General features: G+C 54.6%; 20 protein-coding genes. 10 read left to right on the top strand and 10 right to left on the bottom strand.

Translation table 11 applies throughout. The features are described 5' to 3' along the window. Positions 1–323: 323 nt before the first annotated feature. The 4 genes from NR114_RS03735 to ebgR all read right to left on the bottom strand — a co-directional run bounded on the left by NR114_RS03735 (position 324) and on the right by ebgR (position 6,779). Complete coding sequence (locus tag NR114_RS03735) at positions 324–1,814, bottom strand: amino acid permease (protein WP_176983930.1); 1,491 nt, start codon at positions 1,812–1,814, stop codon at positions 324–326. Between the two features lie 252 nt (positions 1,815–2,066). Next, positions 2,067–2,519 carry a beta-galactosidase subunit beta gene (locus NR114_RS03730; RefSeq protein ID WP_116690717.1) on the bottom strand — a complete coding sequence of 151 codons (453 nt, stop codon included), beginning with the start codon at positions 2,517–2,519 and terminating at the stop codon, positions 2,067–2,069. Continuing rightward, positions 2,516–5,611, bottom strand: a complete 3,096-nt coding sequence (gene ebgA, locus NR114_RS03725; protein ID WP_234529566.1) for a beta-galactosidase subunit alpha — start codon at positions 5,609–5,611, stop codon at positions 2,516–2,518. The genes NR114_RS03730 and ebgA overlap by 4 nt, the downstream gene beginning before the upstream one ends. Before the next feature lie 187 nt (positions 5,612–5,798). Beyond that, entirely contained in the window at positions 5,799–6,779 is a 981-nt protein-coding gene (gene ebgR / locus NR114_RS03720) for a transcriptional regulator EbgR (protein WP_116690719.1), read from the bottom strand. 386 nt (positions 6,780–7,165) lie between these two features. On the opposite strand from ebgR, the gene ygjJ reads away from it, so the two are divergent. Then, positions 7,166–8,233: a protein YgjJ gene (gene ygjJ, locus NR114_RS03715; RefSeq protein ID WP_176983928.1), complete on the top strand. Its 1,068-nt coding sequence runs from the start codon at positions 7,166–7,168 to the stop codon at positions 8,231–8,233. An 18-nt stretch (positions 8,234–8,251) separates the two neighbouring features. Next, entirely contained in the window at positions 8,252–10,630 is a 2,379-nt protein-coding gene (gene ygjK / locus NR114_RS03710) for an alpha-glucosidase (RefSeq protein ID WP_256814000.1), read from the top strand. Between the two features lie 49 nt (positions 10,631–10,679). On the opposite strand, the gene NR114_RS03705 is transcribed toward ygjK, so the two are convergent. Together NR114_RS03705 and NR114_RS03700 are read right to left on the bottom strand one after the other, a co-directional pair. Continuing rightward, positions 10,680–11,105, bottom strand: coding sequence for a universal stress protein (locus NR114_RS03705; protein WP_046373839.1), 426 nt, complete (start codon positions 11,103–11,105; stop codon positions 10,680–10,682). A 171-nt stretch (positions 11,106–11,276) separates the two neighbouring features. Continuing rightward, positions 11,277–12,674: a cytochrome-c peroxidase gene (locus NR114_RS03700; RefSeq protein ID WP_234529567.1), complete on the bottom strand. Its 1,398-nt coding sequence runs from the start codon at positions 12,672–12,674 to the stop codon at positions 11,277–11,279. 480 nt (positions 12,675–13,154) lie between these two features. Between NR114_RS03700 and NR114_RS03695 the strand changes: the two genes are divergently transcribed. Beyond that, positions 13,155–13,421 (top strand): DUF2024 family protein, encoded by a 267-nt coding sequence (locus NR114_RS03695; protein ID WP_020826410.1) that lies wholly within the window; start codon positions 13,155–13,157, stop codon positions 13,419–13,421. Beyond that, positions 13,418–13,672, top strand: a complete 255-nt coding sequence (locus tag NR114_RS03690) for a Rho-binding antiterminator (protein WP_020826409.1) — start codon at positions 13,418–13,420, stop codon at positions 13,670–13,672. Before NR114_RS03695 ends, NR114_RS03690 begins: the two co-directional genes overlap by 4 nt. Positions 13,673–13,702: 30 nt before the next feature. Here the strand turns inward: NR114_RS03690 and NR114_RS03685 are convergent, their stop codons facing one another. Together NR114_RS03685 and NR114_RS03680 are read right to left on the bottom strand one after the other, a co-directional pair. After that, positions 13,703–14,221 (bottom strand): hypothetical protein, encoded by a 519-nt coding sequence (locus NR114_RS03685; RefSeq protein ID WP_187962723.1) that lies wholly within the window; start codon positions 14,219–14,221, stop codon positions 13,703–13,705. A gap of 117 nt (positions 14,222–14,338) precedes the next feature. Next, a complete protein-coding gene (locus NR114_RS03680) occupies positions 14,339–15,160 on the bottom strand; it encodes a carbon-nitrogen hydrolase family protein (protein WP_234529568.1) in 822 nt (273 codons plus the stop codon). Between the two features lie 86 nt (positions 15,161–15,246). Between NR114_RS03680 and NR114_RS03675 the strand changes: the two genes are divergently transcribed. The 6 genes from NR114_RS03675 (at position 15,247) to lhgO (ending at position 22,065) form a co-directional block, all read left to right on the top strand. Then, positions 15,247–16,026 (top strand): LuxR family transcriptional regulator, encoded by a 780-nt coding sequence (locus NR114_RS03675; protein WP_020826406.1) that lies wholly within the window; start codon positions 15,247–15,249, stop codon positions 16,024–16,026. A 130-nt stretch (positions 16,027–16,156) separates the two neighbouring features. Beyond that, complete coding sequence (metQ, locus tag NR114_RS03670; RefSeq protein WP_234529569.1) at positions 16,157–16,972, top strand: methionine ABC transporter substrate-binding lipoprotein MetQ; 816 nt, start codon at positions 16,157–16,159, stop codon at positions 16,970–16,972. 191 nt (positions 16,973–17,163) lie between these two features. Then, entirely contained in the window at positions 17,164–18,198 is a 1,035-nt protein-coding gene (locus NR114_RS03665; protein ID WP_046373844.1) for a TAXI family TRAP transporter solute-binding subunit, read from the top strand. A gap of 9 nt (positions 18,199–18,207) precedes the next feature. Continuing rightward, positions 18,208–20,166 (top strand): TRAP transporter permease, encoded by a 1,959-nt coding sequence (locus tag NR114_RS03660; RefSeq protein WP_234529570.1) that lies wholly within the window; start codon positions 18,208–18,210, stop codon positions 20,164–20,166. Then, on the top strand, positions 20,156–20,872 hold the full coding sequence (locus NR114_RS03655) for a FadR/GntR family transcriptional regulator (protein ID WP_234529571.1): 717 nt from the start codon (positions 20,156–20,158) through the stop codon (positions 20,870–20,872). The genes NR114_RS03660 and NR114_RS03655 overlap by 11 nt, the downstream gene beginning before the upstream one ends. A gap of 2 nt (positions 20,873–20,874) precedes the next feature. After that, positions 20,875–22,065: an L-2-hydroxyglutarate oxidase gene (gene lhgO, locus NR114_RS03650; protein ID WP_256813999.1), complete on the top strand. Its 1,191-nt coding sequence runs from the start codon at positions 20,875–20,877 to the stop codon at positions 22,063–22,065. Between the two features lie 91 nt (positions 22,066–22,156). On the opposite strand, the gene NR114_RS03645 is transcribed toward lhgO, so the two are convergent. Beyond that, entirely contained in the window at positions 22,157–24,250 is a 2,094-nt protein-coding gene (locus NR114_RS03645) for a right-handed parallel beta-helix repeat-containing protein (RefSeq protein ID WP_234529572.1), read from the bottom strand. A gap of 144 nt (positions 24,251–24,394) precedes the next feature. Then, positions 24,395–25,312, bottom strand: a complete 918-nt coding sequence (locus NR114_RS03640; RefSeq protein WP_048760600.1) for a sugar ABC transporter substrate-binding protein — start codon at positions 25,310–25,312, stop codon at positions 24,395–24,397. Positions 25,313–25,351 lie beyond the last annotated feature (39 nt).

Below are 25,351 nucleotides of genomic sequence, written 5' to 3'. Positions count from 1 at the left end.
CGGGTTTCAGCGTTAATTCTGTGATACCCATCAAATAATAAAGTCGGTTTTATCCTTCAAAAAGAGTCAAAAATAATCATTAGCCGAGACACAGCATTTTATTCTTATAATAATCTTAATAAAACAACCGGATAGGATTTCCATGCGTATAACCTAACTTATGTTTGGTTAGTCGCATCTTGCGCTTTTTTCGAGGGTTGGGGCAGCCGGTGTTCTCATCGAAAAGGGATGGCTTTCACATTTGTATTGAAATGAAGTCGCGTTCTGGAAAGTTGGTGCCCCTCAGCGAATGCCGAGGGGACGTGGATAAATCACTAATACGCTTACAAAGTGGTACAGCCCAGATCGCCACTTGGGGCCTTTTTACCCTCCTGCGACTCCAGCGCAATCCTCGCTAATGGCGTGTCCTCATCATAGCGGGCTTGGGCGTCCAGGCTCTTCGAATAGCGGTTGTATTTCCACCAGGCGTAGCCGAGGAACACCACCAGCCCCCCTACGTTATAAAACACAATGGTCATGATACTGGCGCCGGTCGGGAAGGTTGACGCGATAAAGCCCACTGTGAAAATGACAATCAGCGTGCTGACAATCGCAATCCCCTGCAGCCGGGAGCCCATTTTAAAATCACGCTCCACGCGGTCGTACTTCAAACGCAGGTTCAGATAGGCCAGCATGATGAACAACGGCGGCAACATCGAAGCGGCAGCGGTCATGTTTATCAGCGTATTCATTAACTCCTGCACGCTGTCCGAACCCAACGTCGGGATCAGCATCAGCGGGATCACGATAAAGAACTGCAGCCAGGCGGCGCGGGTTGGCACGCCATGCTTATTCAACCGAATGGTCTTCTCGCCAAAGATGCCCTTGGGGATCTCGGTGAAGAAGATTTTGACCGGTGCGGCGGTCCACATCAGCAATGAGCCAAACATCGCGGTAAAGGAAACCAACCCCACGAAACGGTTCATCAGCACCGCAGGCAGGCCAAAGTGCGCCGACAGGCCTTCGAATACCTGCACCGTGCCACCGGTAAAGTGCAAATCGGCACGGCTAACGAACACGTTAAGCAGCAAGGACGCTACCGAATACAGCACGCCAATCACCAGCCCGGAAATGACAATCACCTTAACAAAAGAGCGGCTGCCGCCCTTGACGTCGTTGACGTACACCGCAACCGACTCTGCCCCGCCCGCGGCCTGAAAAATCCAGGCGGTAATGCCGAGGAAGGCCCAGCTAAAGCTTGGGGTCATGGCTTCTACGGTAATCGGGTTAGCCGGCTCTATACCGCCAATTACCGCCGCACCGGCCAGAATGATGTAGGAAAACGTCAGCAACAGCATCAACGATGAGGTCACAGAGGTCATCGGGCCCAGCAGTTTGGCACCGCTGTTTGAGATATAGGTCGAAAATGCGAACAGGAAAATACTGATGATCGCGGTAGTTAATGGCGTAAAGACGTAGTCATACCCCAAAAACGCGTAGGAGGCGTAAGCGATGACCCTCGGCAGCAGCGCGGTGAAGAAGAATAAATTCACGAACCAGTAGGTATAGGCGGTCATAAATGCCCAACGTCCGCCTAACGCGCTTTTTACCCAAGCGTATACGCCCGCCTCGGAGTTTTTATTCAACGAGACGAACTCAGCAATGATCAGGCAGAAAGGAATAAAATAGATAATGGTCGCCACCAAAAATACCGGGGCGGATGCGATGCCAAGCTGGATATTATTATTTATCACATTATTGAAGCTGAACACTGCCGCGAACGTCATCGCCAGCAGGCCAAACTTGCCGATAGTATTTCTATTCGACACAGCCATAGACACTCTCCGAAATTTGTAGGGTACTTATACCCGTCATACTTCAAGCTACTTGGGTGTTGGCTGCACTATTCGGCCCATCCTTGGGCCTCACCCCTTACGGGGCCGCTGCAAGCAACGTTCAAATCTGCTCCCGGCAGATTTGCCACTCACCCCAGTCTCTTACTTGAGTAAGCTCCTGGGGCTTCGCTCAGTTGCCGCCTACAAGCAACTCGAATTATTTTGGGTATATATTGGAATAAGAGATTGCCGCTATTTATTCATAAAATAGCTGTCTTCGACGGTCACTTTTAAAATGACTTTTTTTACCTGGTGACTCTCTTTGAATCGGTGCGCCTGATGGTTCTCAAAAATAACCACGTTGCCCTCGCCTACGCGGTGTATTTCCCCCTGCCCGTTGAAAATTTCGCGGTCGGTTTCATCCTGATAGGCCACTACCGAAGTCAGTTCGCTTTTATCAGCAACCTCAATGTTCTCCTGGCCGGCCAGGTAATAGTGCAGATCAAAATAGCGGCGATTCCCCTCCAATCCACCATGCTGCTGCCCAGGGCCGGACGCCAGTCGGTAGACCAGCGAGTCGCCGACAGAATGAAAGACATTCGGCTCGATATTATTAATATTATTGATGGCCTCCATGCAGCGTAGCCATTTTTTCCCTGAGCGGTAAATACGCTGAAACTCCGCTAATGATTCGACAATAATCATGAGTTCGCCTTTTCTGACTGAGCGTTATTATTGACCGGCGCGTAATTAAACTCGGCCAGCCTCTCTGCCTGGGTTTCCTGCCGATTGAAAGGCACCAGCGTAAAGCCGTAGCTGAACGGCGACAGATAAACCCGATACGAATCCAGCACCTCCGATCCCCAGGAGTTGGAACCAAGGCCCAGAATTTGATCGTCAAGGTTTAACGTCAGGTAATCACTTTCTTGCAGCTCGTTAATGTGCTGAGCCTGATGCAGCATGTCGGCGCTATAAGGCCACAGGCTGAAGTTGATCGGCCGTCGCGGCTGAATAAATATCCCTTTGCCTTCGCCATCCTGCAGGCTCAGCCAACGGACTTCTTGGCGGTTGCCGTTATCCTGCGGGAACGGATAGTGTTCAAACAACTCGCCCACCCGCTGCTGATAATGGCCGATCAGGTTGGCCTGGCAGCTGTCCTGATAGTTTTCACCCGGCCCACGGCCATAGTATTCCACCTGTTCAAAGCGGCGGCTGAGGCCGAAATCCAGCCCAATCTTCGGAATGACCTGTTGGAAGTCGCCATAAGGCGCGCCAGACAGATCCAGGCTGATATGCCCCTGCGGCGATATCTGCCAGCGGTAACGGCAGCGCATGCCAAAATCGAACACCGGCGGTGCAATCAGGGTGCAAACCTCAATCACCAGGTCGTCGCCCTGACGCTCCCAGTGCAGACTGCGGAAGTGATGTTGCATAATCTGCAGGTGGTGCGGATGCCAAATCCCTTCGTACTCTTGCTTATGGTTGTCGATCACCGGTTTGAAGAAGGAAAGGTGTGGCGCACGCCCCACCACTTCGTCCCCCGCCACCTGCCAAGAGAGCAGTTCACCGCTCAGACGTGAGAAAGCCAAACTGAAATTGTCGCCGCTGACCACCAACCGGTGGTTTTCTTCATGGCATTGCAGCGGCGAAGCGCGTTTATCTCCCGGCGGCGCAATGAGTAGCGGCGCAGCGGGTTGCAACAGATGCTGATACTGCCCAAGCAAATCGCCACTTTCGCTGTAACGGGTGGCGCTGTCCTTATACACGGCAACGTCAATAAAGGTTTCTTGCGTGCCCAGCGCCAGCTCAGGAAAATGCAGTTCTTCAGACTCGCCCGGCTGCAGGTGCGGCAGTTTGATGTCATAGCTGGCCAGTTGACGCCCCCCGGCCTTCACGCTGACGACCAGCGTAATATCGGCCAGCGAACTGAACCAATAGCGGTTTTTAACTCGCAGCACCGGCGTCATCTCGCCTGCGCCGCTGACCTCTACCGGACACAGCACCTGCTTATATTCACGCAGGCCAGGACCGGGGCGCTGATCCGGGTAGATCAGGCCATCCATGCAGAAGTTATAGTTATTCGGGTAATCGCCGTAATCACCACCGTACTGATAGCGTTCGCGTCCCTGCGCGTCATGGCTAAGCAAACCGTGATCGCACCACTCCCAGATGTAATGCCCCTGAAGGCTGGCATGGCGGTTAAACACCGACTGATATTCGAACAGGCCTCCCGGCCCATTGCCCATGGCATGGGCGTATTCACACAAAATTCGCGGCTTGGCATGGGGATACTCGCCAAAGGCATTCATCATCGCCACGCGCGAATACATGGTGCTGATCACATCGACCACTTCCGCATCGCGGTCTTCTTCGTAATGCACCAGGCGAGTGGGATCCAGCGCCTTGCAGCGTTTAGCCATGGCGCGGATGTTGCAGCCATAACCGGACTCGTTGCCCAGGGACCAGATAATGATTGAGGGATGGTTTTTCTGCGCCATCACATGGCGCTCAATGCGCTCGACGTAGGCATTTTCCCAGCGAGGATCGTCGGTGATGCGGCTAATATCGCCAACGTTAGCGAAACCGTGGCTTTCCAGGTCGGTTTCCGCCATCACAAACAGGCCGTAGATATCACACAATTCGTAAAAGCGCGGATCGTTCGGGTAGTGGGCGGTTCGCACCGAGTTGATGTTGTGTTGCTTCATCAACACGATGTCGCGCTCAACCCGCGCCATGTCCACCGCGCGCCCTTTGCGATGATCGTGATCGTGGCGGTTCACGCCATGCAGCTTTAAATAGCGTCCGTTGACATAAAATAGCCCCTCACGCACGCCGATCTCACGGAACCCGACGCGCTGCGGCACCACCGACACCAGATTACCGGCGTGGTCATACAGGCTAAGCAGCAATTGATACAGATAAGGGTTTTCTGCATTCCATTGCTGCGGCTGGCTGACCGGGATCTCAAATCGGCAGCGGGCACTGGCCCCGATACTGAGCTCATTTTCCCAGCGTTCGGCGACGCAGGCTTCACCGTCAAAAAGCTGAGCCTGCAGGCGATAACCGCTTGCCACGGACGGGTTCAGGTTGCCAAGCTCGACATCCAGTGCCAGCACTGCGTCGCAATACTGTTCATCGAAACGCGTGACCAGCGTGAGATCATGAATATGGGTGCGTTGTTGACCGATCAGGTAAACGTCGCGGAAGATGCCGGCCATCCACCACATGTCCTGATCTTCAATATACGTCGAGTCGGCCCACTGCATAACGCGAACGGACAACAGGTTTTCGCCCGCTTTCACATAGTCGCTAAGATCAAATTCGGCGGACAAACGGCTACCTTTGCTGAAACCGACGTAGCGGCCGTTGAGATACACCTCAAAGTAAGTTTCCACGCCGTCAAACTTGATGATGACCTGCTGGTTTTCCCAGTCGCCGTCCAGCGTAAACTGGCGTTGATAGGCACCGGTCGGATTGTTGGTCGGCACGTAAGGCACGTCGATCGGGAAGGGATAGCCCTCATCGGTATACTGCAATTGGCCGTGACCTTCCATCTGCCACATGCCCGGCACGGTGATGTCGCCCCAGTCCGCCATCAGTTGGCTATAGAACGCCGCCGGCACCCGATCAGGGTGTTCGAAGTAACGAAACTGCCAACGGCCGCTCAGCAGTTGAAATGCCGCACTGGCGTTGCGATCGAAGCTTAATGCCTGCGTGGCATTACGATAGCTGAAGAAGCTCGCTCGCGGCGGTAAGCGATTCTCTGACTGTTTTTCTATGTTTTCCCAATTATTCACGTCACGTCTCCCGACAGCTTTCAATGGGAGAACGATAGTAAATATTTAGTAAAAACTACAGATCATATTTACCTAATGACGACGGGATCACAATAAATATGAAATGTCTTTTTTAATCATGACGTTAATTTTTGGCCGCTCGGCCTCCCTGTGCTGCCGCAATCGGCATAGGGCACAGGGGACCTTTTCAGGCAACGGTGGTATCGCGTAACTGAAGCGAACTGGGAACAAAGATCGATAATGGAATGGTCCGTTCGTCACGAATACGCTCAGTCAACAGATTGACGGCCTGAGCGCCCATGGTTTCAGAGGGTATGCGAACGGTTGATAACGCAGGGAAAATAAAGCGTGCCGTGGGGATATCGTTCACGCTGATCAGCGCAATCTGGCCAGGAACCTGAACCGAATGCTCGTGCAAGGCACGCAGTACCCCGATGGCGATAGAGTCGGTCGCGACCAACAGAGCTGGCGGATAACCGCCCTTCTTCTCCAGCATTTGCCTGGCACACTGGTAGCCCGCCTGGCTGCTGAAGTCGCCGGTGTAAATATCCTGCGGCCGCACCACGTTTTTCAAGCGGCCGTATTCCACAAAGGCTTGCTCGCGCTGATCGGCCAGCGCCGGATCGTCACGTCCGCCGATAAACCCAATGCGCGAGTAACCGCATTCGATGAAATAGTCGATCACCTTCTGGCTGATCTTGGTCAGATCGACATTGACACAGTCGAACTGCGGGTCGTCGATGACACCGTCCACGAACACCACCGGCACTCGCTGCTGGCTTAGCTGTTCGTAAAGCGCAGGCTGCGGCCGGCCGATGACCAACAGCGCGTCAGCCACAGGCAAGGGTTTTTCACCGTTGAAGTCGTAGCAGGCCACCAGCGAAACATCCAACTTTTCGCATTGAGTTTCAATGCCATAGCGCATCGCCAAATAGTAGGGATCGTTAATCTCTATGGCTTGTTTATAGGTGAAAAGCGCGGCGAAAGTCAGCCGATGCCCGCTGTGACGTTTTGAGGGCTGGACTTTGTATTCGAGACGCTCCGCCGCTTCCAGGATTTTTTGCCGGGTTTGCGCCTTCACGCTCAGCGTGGGGTCGTCATTCAGCACCCGCGAAACGGTAGCGACAGACACGTTTGCAGCTTCTGCGATTTCTTTCAGTGTGGCCATAGAGTCTCAACGAATAGACAAAAACGCTAGCTTACCGGGACAGCTCAACGAGGTATACGCCTCGATACTCCCCCCCCCCCCTTTAAACCGCCAGAAACGTCCTTTTACCTCCAGCGCGGCGGTAGCTGGTGCTATGCGTAGCTCTGCGGTTCGCAACGCCCGTAGCGAAGATACCCATTTCACCCTTTGTGATCAAGTTAACGATTTACTGATTTTTCGGTATTTTTTACTAAAACATTTACTAATATGTTCTCCGTTTACCGCCGCTATGCGACGGTATTTTTATCTCCTCCCAGGGAATGGGGCCGGCCCACATGGCGTTAACGGTTCGAGTTGGCGGATCCCCCCGCAGGCTCGCCATTGACCCAAACCCAATGCGTGTCCAGATGAAAATTAAATCCAATAATAAAATATTGCCCACGTTACTGCTGATATTGCCGCTGCCGCTGTTAGCTCAGGAATCCGTGGTGCCGGCGGAACATAACGTTCTGCCGCCCCCCGAACTGACAAATACCGGCCCGACCGCCCTGCGCTTTTACGGCGAGTTGGGTATCGGCGGCAGCGTCTATTTAAACGGGGAGCACCAACACAAATACAGCGATGGCACCTATATCGAAGGCGGACTGGAGATCAAGCACGGCCACTGGTTCGGCCTGCTCTACGGCGAAGGCTGGACGGTACAGGCCGACCATCAGGGTAATGCCTGGACGCCGGACCACAGTTGGGGCGGGTTTGAGGGCGGCATCAACCGCTTTTACGCTGGATACCGCACCGATGACGGTACCGAAATGATGCTTAGCCTGCGTAATGATTCTTCGCTGGACGATTTGCAATGGTGGGCAGACTTTACCCCGGAATACGGTTATGTGATCCCCAATACCCGTGATCTCACCTATGCAGCCAAGCTGCAGAACCTGACCGGTAAATTCCGCTACAGCCTGACTGCCGCGCCAGAAAGCCGCATCGACGAGAGCAAGGCGCTGTTGCACTTTGGCAAATATGACCGCTATTCGGATAAGTACCGCTACCGGGCTATGGTCAACGGCTATACGCAATACGATCTGCAGGAAGGCCTGACGTTATTAAACGGTCTGGAAATCACCGACGGCATGGGACAACTCTATTTGCTGGGGCTGAAAGGGAAAAATTTGGCAGGTCGGGTCTGGCAGCACACCGGCAAGGGGGACGGCAATCACCCGGGCTCGGAGTCGGGCCTGATGCTGAGCGCCATGGTTGAGGCCGCCAAGGGACTGTATTTCTCGACGGCCTACAGCTACGCCCGCCACCGGCTGGACAATGCGCCGGACACCGCAACCTCTTACGCGCAGGTCGGTATCTGGTACGAATATGCCGGCGGCAGGCTGGCCACCGCGTTGGACAGCAAATTTTATATGACCAACGACAGCACCGACGCCAGCAACTCGGTGTTTCTGATGCAGTATTTTTATTGGTAACGCATAAAGGCAAACATAATGAAGATGATTAATAAACTGCCGTCTCTGGCCCTGGTTATCTCCGCGGCCCTGATGATACCAGGCTGCATCTCTCACCCGGGTAACGAAAGCCCCCTGCGGGCGGAAGCCTATAAAAACGTGATTAATCGCAGCGGTGCCCCACACTACATGCTCGATTACGATTTCGATGAACACCAACGCTTTAATCCGTTTTTTGATCTTGGCGCCTGGCATGGTCATTTGCTGCCAAACGGCCCGGAAGGCATGGGCGGCTTCCCGGGTCCGGCGTTGCTCACCGAAGAATACATTAACTTTATGGCCAATAACTTCGACCGACTCAGCCTGTATAAAAACGGGGAGAAAGTCCGCTTCAGCATGACCGCCTACAGCATCCCCGGCGCGCTGATCCAGCGGCTTACCGCCCCAGGGATCACGGTTAAACTGACGCTGCGATTCGCTACTGCCCGCACTTCACTGCTCGAAACCCAAATCACTAGCGATACGCCGCTGGAACTGGTGTGGGATGGCGAACTGTTGGAAAAATACTATGCCAAAGAACAAAAACCACAGTCCCCGCCAACCATCGAGCAGGCATTCCCTGACTATACGCGGCAGCTGTTGCCGACCAAGGACGGCCTGCGGGTTACCTTCGGCAGGGTGCGCGCGGCTTCACAACTGATGACCTCCGGCGAGTCCGAATACCAAATTCATAAATCGCTGCCGCAGCAAACGACGGTCAATGGCCATAGGTTTATCGCCAAAGCCACGATTTCCGGCTCCACCACCTTCTATACCACTTACTCTCACCTGCTCACCGCCGCAGAAGTCCAGCAGGAACAAAGCAAGATTGCTTCGATCCTCGCCGATCCCCAGCGCTACATGAGCGCATCGGCGCAGCGTTGGGAAAATTATCTCGACCAGGGGCTGTCGAATCCGCATGCCACCCAGGCGCAGGAACGCGTGGCGGTTAAAGCGATAGAAACCTTAAACGCCAACTGGCGCGGGGCCGCCGGTGCGATGAAATTTGATTCGGTGACGCCTTCTGTCACCGGGCGTTGGTTCTCCGGCAACCAGACCTGGCCCTGGGATACCTGGAAGCAGGCGTACGCAATGGCGCATTTTAATCCCAACGTCGCCAAGGATAATATCCGTGCGGTGTTCGCTTTCCAGATCCAGCCAGACGACCCGCTGCGCCCGTGGGATGCCGGCTTTATTCCCGATTTGATCGCCTATAACCCCAGCCCGGAACGCGGCGGCGATGGCAGTAACTGGAATGAACGCAATACCAAACCCAGCCTGGCGGCCTGGGCGGTGATGGAGGTGTACAACACCACCGGCGATAAACAGTGGCTGGCCGAGATGTATCCGACGCTGGTCGCCTATCACGACTGGTGGTTGCGCAACCGGGACCATAACGGCAACGGGGTGCCAGAGTATGGCGCCACGCGCGACAAGGCACACAACACGCCGGACGGTCAGATGCTGTTTACCGTTAAACGCGGGCAGCATCAGCAAAAGCTTGCCGGGTTGAACAACTATAATCGGGTGGTACGTTCCGGGCGTTTCGACAGCATTGAAATCCCGGCTCAGGTCGCCGCGTCCTGGGAGTCGGGCCGTGACGACGCCGCCGCCTTTGGCTTTATCGACCCGGATCAGTTGGCCCGTTACCTGGCGCAGGGCGGTAAACGACAGGACTGGCAGGTGAAGTTTGCTGAAAACCGCGCGGCGGACGGTACTCTGCTCGGCTATTCGCTGCTGCAGGAATCTGTCGATCAGGCCAGCTACATGTACAGCGACAACAGATACCTGGCCGAGATGGCCGATATTCTGGGCCACAATGCCGAGGCCGCTACCTTCCGCAGCAAGGCCGATAAACTGGCGGATTACATTAATAACTGCATGTTCGATAGCACCAGCGGTTTCTTCTACGACATCCGCATCGAGGATAAACCGCTGCCCAATGGCTGCGCCGGTTACCCCATCGTAGAGCGAGGTAAAGGGCCTGAAGGTTGGTCTCCACTATTTAATGGCGCCGCCAGCCAACAACATGCCGACGCAGTGGTTAAAGTGATGAAGGATCCGCGCGAATTCAACACCTACGTCCCTCTCGGTACGGCAGCGCTGACCAATCCGGCGTTCGGTGCCGATATTTACTGGCGGGGGCGGGTCTGGGTAGATCAGTTGTATTTCGGGCTGAAAGGCATGGAGAGCTACGGCTATCGCGCCGACGCTGTTGCCATGGCCCAGGCTTTCTTCAACCATGCCGACGGGCTGATGACCGACGGTCCCATCCGCGAGAACTACAACCCGCTGACCGGCATGCAACAGGGCGCGCCGAATTTCTCCTGGAGCGCGGCGCACCTTTACATGTTGTATAACGACTTTTTCACCCGCTAATCTGTCCGTCACCCTGCCAGAGTGAATACTGGCAGGGTTAATCGACTGGCTACTGTTTGATTGGGATGACCAGTACGTCGACATTCAATTGGTTGATGGCATGCTGGGTTGAGGAAAACAGCTTGTTCCACAGATCGTGGTGATGGCCAAAAACCACCAGATCGACACTTTTATCCACCACGGCATTCTTCAACTCTTCGATAAAATCGCCGTGTCCGATGATCACCTCGTTGATCGGGTAATTCACATTCTGGGTCAGCGGCTCCAGCTCTTTCTTGATCTTCTCTTCAAAAGGTACGCCGTCGTAGCTTCGCTCAGAAAAACCAATCGCCGCATGGTAGGTATCGTAGTGGATATCCACGTAGATCAGAGAGAGCCTGGCCTGCAGCGCCGCGGCCAATCTCGCGCTTTTTTCCACCAGCCGTTTTCCGTCATCACTCAGGTCGGTGGCAATCATAATATGTTGATAGCACATAGCGCCTCCTGTCATTGATTCATAGAGACCCCGGTTTGCACGGCAACATTTCTGTTGTCCCGTTATGGATAATTTTAGTTCAGAAACCGGAGAGATGAACGGGCATCTTGCCGTTGGAACAGCCCCATTACCGGGGCTGGAGATACCATGATGACGCGGGCCGTCAGCCCGTTATTTCTGGCTTTGGGTGTAAGGGGTATATACGCCCGTCAGGCTCTCGAGGAAGGCAACAATATCATCGACATCCTGCTGCGGCAGTTCGGTACCCACCTGATAGCGCAGCATCAGTTTGACCGCCTCATCCAGCGTGGCGACATCCCCGCGATGGAAGTAAGGCCCCGTCAGTGCCACATTGCGCAGGCCGGGCACCTTCTGCCGTAGCCTGTCGCGCGCTTCGCTGGTGACGTTCATCCGCCCGATATCCGCGGCGGTAATTTCCCCAAAATTGAAGTCGCGTTTCAGCCCCAAAGGCTCGAAGGAACGCCCACCGAGAATGGTTCCTCCGTGGCAAGTGGCGCATTTGTTGTCCTTAAACAGTTGATAACCGTGTTTCTGCTGCATCGTCATGGCTTTGTCATCGCCGCGCAGCCAGTTATCGAAAGGCGAATCCGGCGTGATTAAGGTTTTTTCAAATTCGGCGATGGCATCCGTGATAGTGTCGCCGCTGAGGCCCTGCGGGTAGGCGGCGACAAAATCACGGGTTAGTACCGGATCCTTGTCCAGCTTGCCGATGATCTCCTCCCAGGATTTGGAAGCCATTTCGATAGGGTTGAGCGGCGGTCCACCGGCCTGTACCTGCAGCGTTGGCGCACGTCCGTCCCAGAACTGCTCGCTGTTGAACACGGAGTTGAATACCGTTGGCGCATTTATCGGCCCTACCGCGCCGCCAACGCCAATCGACGTTTTTCTGCCGTCTACGCCTCCGGTATTGAGCGAATGGCAGTGGGCACAAGAGAGAGTGCTGTCTCCGGAAAGGCGCGGGTCGTGATACAGTCGGAAACCCAGCGCCACTTTCTGTGCGTCGACAGGCAATGCCTTGGGGATCGGCTGAATCGGCTCATTACGGTGTTCCGCGGCAGCCTCGTTACTGGCGTAGTAACGCGCGCGCTGCTGCGCTATCCAGCCAAGCAAGGTCTCGCGCTCTTGCTCATCCACCTGCCCCGCCCAGTGCAAGGCGACATACCGTGTCGGCGGCATGGTCTTATGCTGCATTACCCATTCAATCTTGTTCAGATCGCTTTGTGATACCGCTTTATCTTCGATCAGGCTGGCACGTACAGGTTCCAGGTTAAAAGACTGATACCCAAGGCGGATATCGTATTCCATCAGCTGTTTGGCAATGGGAAATGAGGCATAGAAGGGAAGATCGGCAGAAGGTGTATGGCAATAATCGCAGCCCTTTTCTCTCAGCAATCCGAGAATCTGGTTATTCTTCTCCAGCGCAGATCGCGGTGCCTGACTGTACACCGTACGCTGAGTATCGTGATACCAAACATAGCCCGAAAGCCCCAGATAACATAAGACAATGCCGGTAAGGGACATCGCCGCAATACGGGTGACCTTTTTCATTTTCAATCCTTATAAGGTATTGCCCATCCAATAGACAGTCGCCCGGTAATAGTAGAGAGGAAGATGCGCTGCATAATTGATAACAATCAATGAATAACCCAGCCTGCGCCTATAGCTGTAATAGTGTTTGCCTATCAGCGTGCCGATATAAAATCGGCGGCTAATTTCTTGAAGCATCCCGGCATTGAAATATCCCCAAGATTTCAAACGCCCCTTTATTTTCCAAACCCGGATAGTGCTTTGATTTTATAAAAAATTAATTCGGTAAACGTGACGACAGAAATAAATCACCGGCTCTACCCGCTCATTTTCATATTGAAACGCTTCTTTAGGGTTTATGGCCCTTCCCTTGTGCTCTGCTCTCAACCGGTCATTTTGGCTAAAAGCGCCGTTGACAGGATTTTCATCAAATGCGAGCATCATGGTATCGAATCGATACCAACATTGCATTCAGATAAACAAGCAAAAGGATAAATAACTATGTATATCAATGTTTTTGACACTCATGTACATACCAGGGATGGTCGCTATCTGCATTTCGACGTGTTCACCGACAGCAACGATCTGGCTCAGGCAAGACACTATGCGCAACAGTTCCTCAAACAGAACAATATTGAGGAGGACAATATCAGCCAAAGCAGCTGTGCATTCTGCCACAGCGAGTCCTCCAGCCCTGAGGTGGAGCAGGCTATTGGCCAAACGGGCTATTACATTTTTAAAATGCAGGGTTGCCAGGGGATGTCATGACAGCTTACCGGCCGATAGACTGCGAATTGCATGATTATTTGGAAATTGCCTGCCTCTACGGTTACCGGCTGAACGTTGAATTGGTTAACGGGCAGTGTTTCCAGGCAACGGCGTTAACCACCCAGACGCTGGAGAATGAGGGAGAGTTTATTTATTTCGATAATCAACGGGTTTGCCGCCTGGATCAGCTTTCGGCCATTACCCCGCAAGGGAGTCATGCCCTCTTCGGTCGCATCGCGCTGACGCAATGAGGGCAGGACAAGATAAGCCGATGGCAGGGGTCACCGCACGCGCTGGGCTTCGAACCACACGTTGCACACCGACAGGATCAGCGTGTTGGCATCTTTTACCAGCACGTTATCCCCCGGTACGCCGTCGGTACCCTGATCGGTAATGCCTTTGATTGTGGTATCGGCATGCTGGATCATCACCCGTTCAACCGCTGGCGTGCTGATGCCCAGCATCGGGAAGTCGATATAAGAACTGCTGCCGGAGTTGTCCTCAACAAACTCCTGTGCTTCCACCGTGCTGAGGGTTGCCCCCTCGCTTTTCAACTCGGTACCGTTCCAGGTGAAACTCCCTGCTTTATAACCGATCTTGCCGCCGATCAGGCCTTTCGCCTGCTGTTCATCCCAGCAACCCACGGTTTGGGTCGGCAGGATCTTGCTGATATGCCAGTTGCCCAATAACATTTTCGGGATCGGTTCCGCCACGCTCTCCGCCGCCTGAACCTGAGCTGCTGATACGCAAGTCAAAACCACCAATGGCAGCAACGCCTTGCGCCACATGTTAAATCGCATTGTCTTTTCCTTTGGCTATTCGCGCCCCGGTTGGGCTTTCCGTCATCATAATAAGCAGGCGGATCCCCCGTCAAAACAAACTGTATACCAGGGCACAAACAGGATACGCCAGGCCGATTACCCCAGTGGCCACCCCCGACGCCCCTCTTCCCCTTCAACCCACTGCGCTTCTCCCGCTAACGGTAAGCGCCGATCGTCCAGATAACGGTAGTGGCGGCGAGCCTGCTCTAGCAGGGTAAAATCCAATGTGGCCGACAGCGCCCCTTCTTCGCGGCCCATTCCTGCGACTTCGCGCCCCAGCGGATCGACAATCAGGCTTTCGCCGGCAAACTGCAATCCATCACCCTCACCGCAGCGGTTGGTCATGGCGACAAACATCTGGTTATCCTGCGCGCGGGCCAGCGCGGCATTGCGGTGCACCGGGCCATAGGGATCCATATTGCCATTCGTCACCAGCAGCAATTGGCAGCCCATAACGGCTAACGCCCGGGCATTTTCCGCGAACTCAAGATCGTAGCAAATCAGCAGCCCGATACGCGTTCCACGCCAAACGCCGCACACTAACGTATCGCCGCGAAGAACGGTATTACGCTCATCCGGCCACAAATGGGTCTTGCGATAGTGCAGATAAACCCCCTGTTCCGGCGTGATCAGCACCGTACTGTTGAACACCCCCGTATCGGTGCGTTCAAGAAAGCCAATCACCAGCGCGACATCGTATTGGCGGCTGGCCTGAACCAGTTGCAGCAACTCCGCGCCGTCGCTTTGCAGGGCATAATCGGTGTCACCCTGCGCCGCAGCGAAACCGGTGAGCTGGGTTTCCGGGAACAGGATAAGGTTGCCGCCCTTAGCGTAACGCTCAATGAATGCCAGGGCCTGCGCCAGGTTGTCGGCAACGCAGCCTTCACGACAGGGCAATTGGGCCAGGGTTATTTCCATTTTATCCTCCACGCGGAACACAGTAGTAATAATGGTAGTATGCCCGAAACAGCCGTTCTGGCTATTCCATGACAGGGGTAACATCAGTGGGTAACAGCAGCCTTATTTCTCCCGAGACGCTGGCCTGGCATCGGGCATTCGGCCAACTGGTCGATAACCTCGACGGGGCGGATTTCTGGCTGAGCTGTGCGCGCCTGTTGAAGGGGCATATCCCGTTCGAAAACTGGGTGGCGCTGCTGTTTTCTCCACAGCATCCACCACAGATCCTGGCTGCCAGCGACGAAAGCGACGGCAGTGACGAAGCGCTGTTTCACGATTACCAGAAAGGCCTCTATCTGCTCGATCCTTTCTACCTGGACGCCTGGGCGCGCCAACGCATCGGACTGTTGCGCCTGGATGACGTCGCACCCGCCAATTTTGCGGCGACGGAATACTATCAACACTATTTCAACCATAACGTCGGCGGCGATGAGGTGCATTTCAACCTGCTGGTGGAGCCGCAGCGCATGCTTTGCCTGTCGTTGGGCGCCTCGCGGCGCTACAGCGATCGTCACCTCGGCATTCTGGCTCTGGTCGAAAGTTGGCTACTGCCATTGATGCGTCAGCGGATGCGTTTCGAAAACGCCAGCGATGATGGCGACAGCAACTTCTCACTGTCGTCGTTGCCCGGCGGCGCGCAATTGACGGAACGGGAAAACCAGGTCAGCCAACTGATGCTGGCAGGCTGTTCTACCAAGGAGATCGCCCGCCGCCTGCAGATTTCTATCGAGACGGTACGAGCGCATAAAAAGCACCTGTACTCGAAACTGGGCATCAACACGCAGTCCGAACTGTTTGCGCTATTTTGGCGCAGCCGCGGAGCCTGAAATCCCTCATAGCAAATCGCTATTAATCATAGAGAATCAGTATTTTATTTTAGCCAGCCGATTATCTAGAGTCAGTGCCACTCTTCAGCCTGCAATAACCAGCAGGCTATTTTGACAAGGACTCTGGGAAATGACATTTACGCTGAAAAAACTCGCCGCGGCGCTGGTGGTAACAAGCAGCCTGCTGCTGACTGCCTGTGGACCGACAGAACAAGACAACCACCACATCAAAGTCGGCATCAGCTCCGGCATCGATCAGGCTATGTGGGCAACCGTACAGAAAATCGCCAAACAGAAATACGATCTGGATGTGGAAGTGGTGACCTTCAATGATTACGTGTTGCCCAACGAAGCGCTTAATAATGGCGATCTCGACATCAACTCCTTCCAGCACAAGCCTTATCTGGAAAAACAGATCCAGGAGCGCGGCTACAAACTGGTGGCGGTAGGCAATACTTTCGTTTATCCCATCGCCGGTTATTCCAAAAAAATCACGTCGCTCAGCCAACTGCCTGACGGTGCCCAGGTTGCGGTGCCCAATGACCCGACCAACCTCGGCCGTTCGCTGCTGCTGTTGCAAAAACAGGGGCTGATTGTACTGAAAGAGGGCGTCGGGCTGCTGCCTACCTCATTGGATATCGTCAGTAATCCGAAGAAATTGAAAATCGTCGAGATTGAAGCGCCTCAGTTGCCACGTGCTTTAGACGACAAACAGATCGCCCTGGCGATCATCAACACCAACTACTCCAGCCAAATTGGTCTGTCGCCCGCCAAGAACGGGCTGTTTGTCGAAGACAAAGATTCGCCTTACGTCAATGTTTTCGCCACTCGGGTGGATAACCAAAACAACGAAAACGTGAAGGATCTGATCAAGGCCTATCAGACCGATGAAGTTGCCGCCAGCGCCGCCGAAATCTACAAGGGCGATGCCGTTAAAGGTTGGTAATCTGCATTTCCCCCGTGGCAACCGTCACGGGGTTATCCCATCCTCCCTCACATTTCTCGCCATTTTTTGAACACTTTTCACCCGCCCTGATCACAAATCAAACAATGCGTGTTAGGTGATAAAAGCTGCAATGTTGTATACAAGTTTGCGTAAATGTTTTCTATTTGTTTCAAAAACCTCGGGTAAAAATAATGAAAAATAGAAAAATCAAGCTGTTGCTGGCTGCGGGTGCTCTGGCTGCCGTCGCGGCGCTGGCGGTCGCCGGCAAGGTGGAGAATGCCGACAAGACCTTCCTTTCCGTAGCCACCGCCTCCACCGGCGGCACCTATTACCCGATGGGCGTCGGGCTGGCCAATGTCTGGAGCAACCGCCTGAAGCAGAACGGCATCCAGGTCAGCGGGCAATCCTCTGCGGGATCGATAGAGAATATCGATCTGCTGCAGAAAAACGAGGCGCAGCTGGCGATCCTGCAAAGCCTGATCGCCGTCGAAGCCTACCAGGGCGTACGCAACTTTGAAGGCCGCGCCTACGGCCATCTGCGTTCCATCTCGATGCTGTGGCCGAACGTAGAACACTTTGTGATGCTGGAAAACAAAGTCAAGGACGGCACCTTGAATGACATCGCCGGCAGCCGTTTCTCAGTTGGCCCACAGGCCAGCGGCACCGAGCAGTCCACGCTGATCATTTTGCAAGGGGTTAACCTGAGCAAGAAATCGCTGACGCCGGAATATCTGGGCTATGGCGACACCGTTTCAGCCATGCGCGACGGGCGACTTGACGGCGGCGCCCTGCCTGCCGGGGTACCGGCGGCAGCGGTAACCGACATGTTCGCCAGCGGCGTGCCCTCACGCATCCTCAACGTCACCGATGAACAGTTGGCCAACATCAACGCCATCGCCAATTCCTGGTTCCGTTTTGATATTAAAGCCGATACCTACCCACGGCAGAGTCAGGCGGTTTCCACCATCGCCCAGCCCAATATTTTGGTGGCGCTCAATGGCCTTGATGAAAAGCTGGTGTATGACCTGACCAAAACCCTGTTTGAAAACCTGCCGGAAGTGCATCAGGTCCACAGCGCCGCCAAATACATTTCGCTGGAGAATGCGCTGAAAGGGGTTTCTGTACCGCTGCATATCGGTGCTTATAAATATTATCTCGAGGCCGGGGTCAGCGTGCCCGACTATCTGATCCCACCGGAAGCGGCAGCGCTTGCCGTCAATCGATAAGGAGGTCGTATGAGCACTAACAACCTGTCGCCGCAAAATGCCGTCGATCTGGACAAAGAAGCCGGGGCCGGCAGTCGCCCGCTGAGCGGTATCTATTTGCAGTTGGCCACGGTGCTGGCCATTGCGATTTCCGCTTACGCCATTTATGCCAATGCGCTGTCGAATACCCAGGAGTTTTATCGCAATACCACGTTTCTCAGCGGTATCTTAATCCTGGGCTTCATACTGTTTCCGGTATCACGCCGCCACGCCACCAGCAAATTCAACCGCTGGGACTACCTGTTCATTATCCTGACGCTGGTCAGCTACGGCTATTTCTACGCCAGCTATCTGGACTTGCACGTGGTGCGCAAAAGCATTCCCAATACCACCGACTACGTGATGGCGGTGATCGGTATCGGCGTGCTGTTTGAAGCCGCACGCCGCACCACGGGGTATTTCATTCCCGGGCTGGCGACCTTCGCGATCGTCTATGCACTGTTCGGCCAGTACTTTATGGGCATTTTCGGCCACGGCGGCTTCTCGTTCGAACGCCTGCTGTACCGGCTGTTTATGACCAGCGAAGGGATCTTCGGCATCACCCTGTCCACCGCCTCCACCGCTATCGTGGTATTTATCCTGTTTGGCGCGTTCCTCAGCGTCAGCGGGGCCACGGCATTGTTCAACGATTTGGCGCTGGCGATGGCCGGTCGGCGCCGCGGCGGCCCGGCGCAGGTCGCGGTGATCTCCTCGGCGCTGACCGGCTCCCTGAGCGGCAGCGCGGTGGCTAACGTCGCCACCACCGGCACCTTCACCATCCCGCTGATGAAAAGCATCGGCCTGTCGCCCCGCTTTGCCGGTGCGGTTGAAGCCACCGCCTCCACCGGCGGAATGATCATGCCGCCGATCATGGGCGCCGCCGCCTTTATCATGGCCGGCTTCCTCGGCATTTCGTATACCACCATCGTGATCGCCGCCATTATTCCCGCATTGCTCTATTACGCGGCGCTGATTATTGCCATCGATCTGGAGGCTAAAAAGCAGGGTCTGAAAGGCATCAGCAAAGAAAATATTCCCAAAGTGAAAGCGGTGCTGAAGGCGCGCGGCCTGCTGTTGCTGCCGTTGATCATCGTTATCGGCACCCTGTTGTTGGGCAAAACGCCGATCTATGCCGGGTTCCTCGGCATTATTTCGATCATCGTCGCCAGTTGGATCACCCCCGATACCACCGTACGCATGACGCCGAAAAAAATCGCTGAAGCACTGAACGAAGCGGCTCGCGGTTCTATTCAGGTGACGATAGCCTGCGCCGCCATCGGGGTAATCATCTGCGTGGTCACCATGACCGGTATCGGCTCCACGCTGGCGTTTAATATCGTCGCGATGACCAACAATACCCTGTGGATGATCCTGCTGGTGGTGATGCTGGTGTGCATCGTACTGAGTATGGGCCTGCCCTCTACCGCGCTGTATATCGTGGTGGCGGTTACCGTTTCGCCGATCCTGATCAAAGCCGGTGTGATGCCGCTGGCGGCGCACTTCTTTGTGTTCTGGTTTGGCGCCTTGTCCAACATCACGCCGCCGGTAGCGCTGGCCAGTTACACCGCCGCCAGCATCGCTCGCGCCGACCCTATGCAGACCTCGTGGGATGCCGTGCGCCTGGCGTTACCGGGCTTTATCATCCCATTCATTCTGGTCTATAACCCGATGCTGCTGATGCAGGGCGACGACCTTAATGCGCTGTCGGTGATCCATATGGTGATCAGCGCATTGGTAGGGATTTATGCGCTGTCGATCGCCAGCGCCAATTTCTGGATGATGAAAACCCACTGGCTGGAGCGGATATTGTTTACCTTTGCGGCTATCCTGCTGATTAAACCGGGGCTGCTGACCGACTTGGGCGGCGCGGCGCTGATTGTTACTGCGGCGTCCGTGCATCTGTTGCGTTTCAGGCGGAGTCATCCGCAGAGGGCTGTAAATGATCAATAAGGTTACGCGCCAGAAAGCTTCTCATCAGGTCCTGGCGCAGTTGAAGGAAGGCATCTGTAACGGCACCTTCCCCGTCGGGGAAAAACTGCCGTCAGAGAACCTGCTGGCGGAGGCCTTTGGCGTCAGCCGGGTACCCGTGCGTGAGGCGCTCGGCATTCTGGAGGTCAGCGGCATCATCTCCTCGCGGCAGGGGGGCGGCCATCGGGTAGAACAACATTCCCTGCTGAGCAAATACCAGCCGCTGGTGTTGGAAATAGCCGATCCGGGTGAAGTGGAAGCGCTGCTGGAAATGCGTGAGGTGATTGAGCAACAGGCGGCGTGTATGGCCGCCGAACGCCATACCGAGCAGGAACTGCGGGCGATTGAATTGGCCCTTAACGACTTCAAACGCTGCACCCTCGACGAAGGTTTGATTGGTCATCGAGAGGATTATCTGTTCCACCGCGCCATTATGCAGGCCTCGCACAACCCGTTTTTCGTGCAGATCCTGGATAACATGCACGAATTGTATCTCGGCGTGTTGGTGTATTCACTCAGCAAGAACCTGGGCCGTCAGGACGAGCGCCAACGGGTGATCGACGAGCACCAACGGGTATTTATGGCAATCAAGGCTCGCGATCCGGCGGCAGCCACTGCCGCGATGCAAAACCATCTCAGCAACGTACGCGGCAAATTGCGCCGCCTGGACCATGAGGAGTTAGGATAACCATGCATGACGTGATCATTATCGGCGCAGGTCTGGTGGGGTTGGGCGTCGCCAACGCGCTGCAGGAAACGAACCCCCTGCTGCGTATCCTGATCCTGGAAAAAGAAAATGGCCCGGCTGCCCACCAAAGTGGCCATAACAGTAACGTAGTGCATTCCGGCATTTGCTACACACCCGGCAGCCTGAAGGCACGGCTGGCAAAACTGGGCAACCAAAGCATGTTCGCCTTCTGCCGCGAGCATGACCTCTATCAGGATCAATGTGGCAAAGTGATTGTGGCCACCCAATTGAAGGAGCTGGCTTTACTGGAGAATATCTACCAGCGCGGGCGACAGAACGGGCTGGCGGTCAGCCGATTGTCGCAGGCGCAGTTAAAGGAACGTGAGCCGCACGTCAACGGTATTGAGGCACTGCTGGTGCCCGATGCCGGTATCGTCAACTACAGCGAGGTGGCGGCAAAGCTGGCGGAAGTGATCCAGCAACGCGGCGGCGAGATCCACTATGGACAACAGGTTGAGGGCATCGTTGAAAGCAGTGACGGCGTCAGCGTGCGCACCCCTCACGCAGAATATCAGGGCAAGTGGCTGGTTAACTGCGCTGGCCTGTTCAGTGACCGCATCGCCGCCCTGGCCGGCTATCAGACCGGGATGAAGATAGTGCCGTTCCGGGGTGAATACTTTGTGCTGAACGACGAAAAAAACTATCTGGTGAACCACCTGATTTACCCGGTACCGAACCCGGACTTCCCTTTCCTCGGCGTGCATTTTACCCGTATGTACAACGGCAAGCGCGACGTTGGCCCCAATGCGGTGCTGGCATTCAAACGTGAAGGTTACCGCAAATGCGATTTCAGCCTGCGGGATCTGAGCGAGGTGCTCGGCTATCGAGGATTCTGGAAAATCGCCGGCAATTATCTTGGCGAGGGGCTGGCAGAAGTTCGACGCTCCCTGTCACGCAAACTATTTACCGAGAACGCACGCCAGCTTATCCCCGAGCTGCAACCGGAAGATATCCGGCCCGGCCCGGCCGGGGTTCGCGCCCAGGCGCTGACCGCCGACGGCAAACTGGTGGATGATTTTCATTTTGTTAAGGGCCGCCGCTCGCTGCACGTCTGCAATGCGCCCTCCCCGGCGGCGACCGCCTCACTGGAGATCGGCCGCGAGATCGTGCGACAACATCTTGCTGCGCTTTGATAGACCAAACCCCTTGCGATAGACGAATATAGCCAGCAGCAACTAATACGCTGCTGGCTATATGATGACGCGGCAAACAGCGCCTAAAGGTTTAGACTGCGTTATTACAGCGTGTAGTCAATATCAAGCCCGGGAGGGTTACCACAGTAGCCGTCGGATTGATCAACGTAAAAGTCACCGTACCTGCCTCACTGACACATACCGTACTTTTCACTCGTTTTGGATTCTGGTTGAACTTCACGCCATGAGCGACAAAGGTTGGCAGTACCGCCGCCAGTTGCGCATCAATATCCATGCTCGCCCCCGGTGCCAATGTCACATCCTGAGACGTCGACGAGACAACAATATCGACAAAATCCCCCGCTACCCAAGCCGAACTCTCCCCCACCGTAACGTAACTGTATTTACGCGCCAGCCCCGGCACGGCTCTAAAGTTATACACTTCGTCTCCAGCTCGAGCGTCAATATCCGTCGGGGTTTGACCATCATAACGAAATTCGCGACGTCCATAAGCAGATGAGTCCATCTGAATACGACGAATGCTGGCGGCACCAATTTCGAATTTGGTTACCGGAACAAAAGCGGTATCAAACACGTTTTTACCGATCAGGGTGTTGGGTCCAAAATCAGTCCCCATGAAATACAACCCGGCAAAAGAAGAGTTAAGTTGCACAATATTATCCGCAAACACGAAGCGGCCAGGATTAGACAGGCGGATGTGCCCCTGGTTGGTGTCGGTTACCCGGTTTCCAACAAAACTACCACCCGACCCTAATTTAATGTAATTGCTGCCAGAACCGGCATTGGTGAACGTCGATCCTTCAAAGATGTTACCGCTGGTCACGCACCCATTGGCAGAAAGCCCCACCTTGCAGTTGAGTACTCGATTACCGCTAATTGTAGCGTTGGTCGCGGAAATACCAGGAAACTCGGCCGTTGGACTGGTGCCACAAGTGTCCACCTGATTGTTGGCGATAAGCGCATACTGAACTTTAATGTCATTCAGCGTAGTGAAGCTGATGCCATTCTGAACCGTGTTTCGCACCGTGTTTCCAATACATTTACTGCGTTGGATCGGGTTCTTTTGCGGGTTATTACTGAGCTCACTGTCGACGATAATGCCGAAACGATCGATAACATCGACAAAGTTATCCGCCACCTCCCAATCTTCAATATTTGTGAATGCGATACCGTATGAGAGGTTGGTAAGCGAATTGCCCTGAACCAGCAAATTCTGGAAGAAAGTCGTTGAACCGCCATTCTCATCATTGAGGGTGATCCCACCGCCACGGTGCCCTTGGGCAGTATCTGGCGCACCAATAGCGTCGTACAGCCGATTATTGAGGATCTTGCCGTCAAAGCTCGGGGTCGAAGAGGTCTTCAGCAAAATGCCATCGCCGTTATGGTGATAAATTTCGTTATCTCTCAATACCCAGCGACGACTGCCACGCACCGCAATGCCTTCCTCACCCAGTTCATGGCACTTATTGCGATAAACCTCAAAACTTTCCGACTGCCTGATGCTGATGGCATCGGTGTGCATAAACAGATCGAGTTCGGACAATCGGAAACGCTGGCCACCATCAATAAATAACGCAGTGGCCTGTTTTGACCACAGGCGAGTCGGATCACTGCCTTTACGGGTTAACGTCAGACCGTTGATTACGAAATCGCTCTTATTAACAAACTGCACCATGGTTAAGTTGGTTTTATCACTATCCAGATAAAGCTGCCCACCGCCGACAATAGTGCTAAAACCCGGAGCATCTAGTGTCACAAAGGGGGTATTAGCATCGACATCAGCCAAACGGTAACGCCCCTCGAGGATCATTTTTTGCGGCGTCTGCGCGCTGGCAACGCTAGCGGCGTAACTGAACATGCGTTTTACCGCCAGGTAATCATTGTTGGTTCCATCTCCCACTGCGCCGAACATTTCCGGATTTAATACTGAATCTGCGTCAAGCTTCCGCATCCAACAATAGGGTGAACTTGCAGGTTGAGTAACGTAGATACAGCCATCAAGGGTAATTCCACTGGCCGGGATCGAAACAAATATGCCGCCCCCGAGGGTACTACGGATTTGTTTATTCAATCGCGCGGCATCGAAGGCAGCAACCTCCATCAAGGTGCCAGTCGGTGCCGTTTTTTGGGCCAGAGCAACGATATCTATGCAGGTGTCAGTCATGGTACATCTCCAGGTGACGGCATGATTGCCGCCAATTAACTGTATATAAATCCAGTTAATTGCAAAATCTGCCAAGCGCTGACACAACCGAACGGCAAAAAAAACACTGCCTAAGCAGTGTCCTTTCAATGTGGGTACAGTCTGTTACTTTGCCGCGTATTTTTGCATATTGGCCGGCGTGACCAGTTCAAACGGGATCCAATAATAGGGTTCCAGCTTTTCGCCCTTGATCATCCGCTGAGCCACGTCGACCGAGGCCTTGCCCTGGCCGACGGCGTCCTGGAAGACCGTGACCTGCATCTTGCCGGAAGATAATGCTTTCAGGCCGTCCGGGGTGGCGTCGATTCCGCCGATCAGCACTTTGTTGTCCTTTTTACCGGCCTGTTGCAATGCCATGATCGCGCCAATCGCCATCTCGTCGTTGTTGGCCGCGACGATATCAATGGACTCGCCGTTGGTTACCCAGTTCAGCATCAGATCCATACCCTCGCTGCGTGAGTAGTTGGCACTTTGCTTCTGCACCACTTTCATTTTCGGGTACTTCGCCACCACCTGCTCCACGTCTTTGGTGCGTTGCAGTGCACCGGCATCGGTCAGGTTACCGATCATGATGGCTACGTTGCCCTGGTAATTCGCCAGGCGCGCCAGCTCTTCCATCTGCAAGGTGCCGGACTGCTTCTCGTCGGAGCCGACAAACACCACGCCGGACGGCAGCGTGCTGTCGCCCGGCGTACGATTCACATACACCAGCGGAATACCCGCCTTGGTCACCAACTTGGTGATCGCAGGCGTGCCCGCCGAGTTGACCGGGTCGACGATAATCGCGTCCACCCCGGCGCTGATAAAGCTCTGCACCTGATCGGTCTGGCGACCAACGTCACCGCGGGCATCTTCGAATTGCACGGTAATACCGCGCGCCTTGGCCTCTTTGTCGATCGAATGGCGGATGATGGTGAGGAAATTCTGGTCAAAATAGGCCATCGACACGCCGATAGTTTCCGCCAGTACCGAGGTGGAACAGCTAAGCGCCGCCACCAGCACGATTCTTTTTAGGTATTTCATGGTGATTCCCCTGAGGTAAAAAAAACCGCCGGGCAAGCC

This window comes from Serratia sp. Ser99 (assembly GCF_024519545.1).
GTDB classification, from domain to species: Bacteria; Pseudomonadota; Gammaproteobacteria; order Enterobacterales; family Enterobacteriaceae; genus Serratia; species Serratia liquefaciens.
The sequence above is the reverse complement of the archived record's forward strand: the minus strand, read 5'-3'. Positions and strand labels throughout refer to the sequence as shown.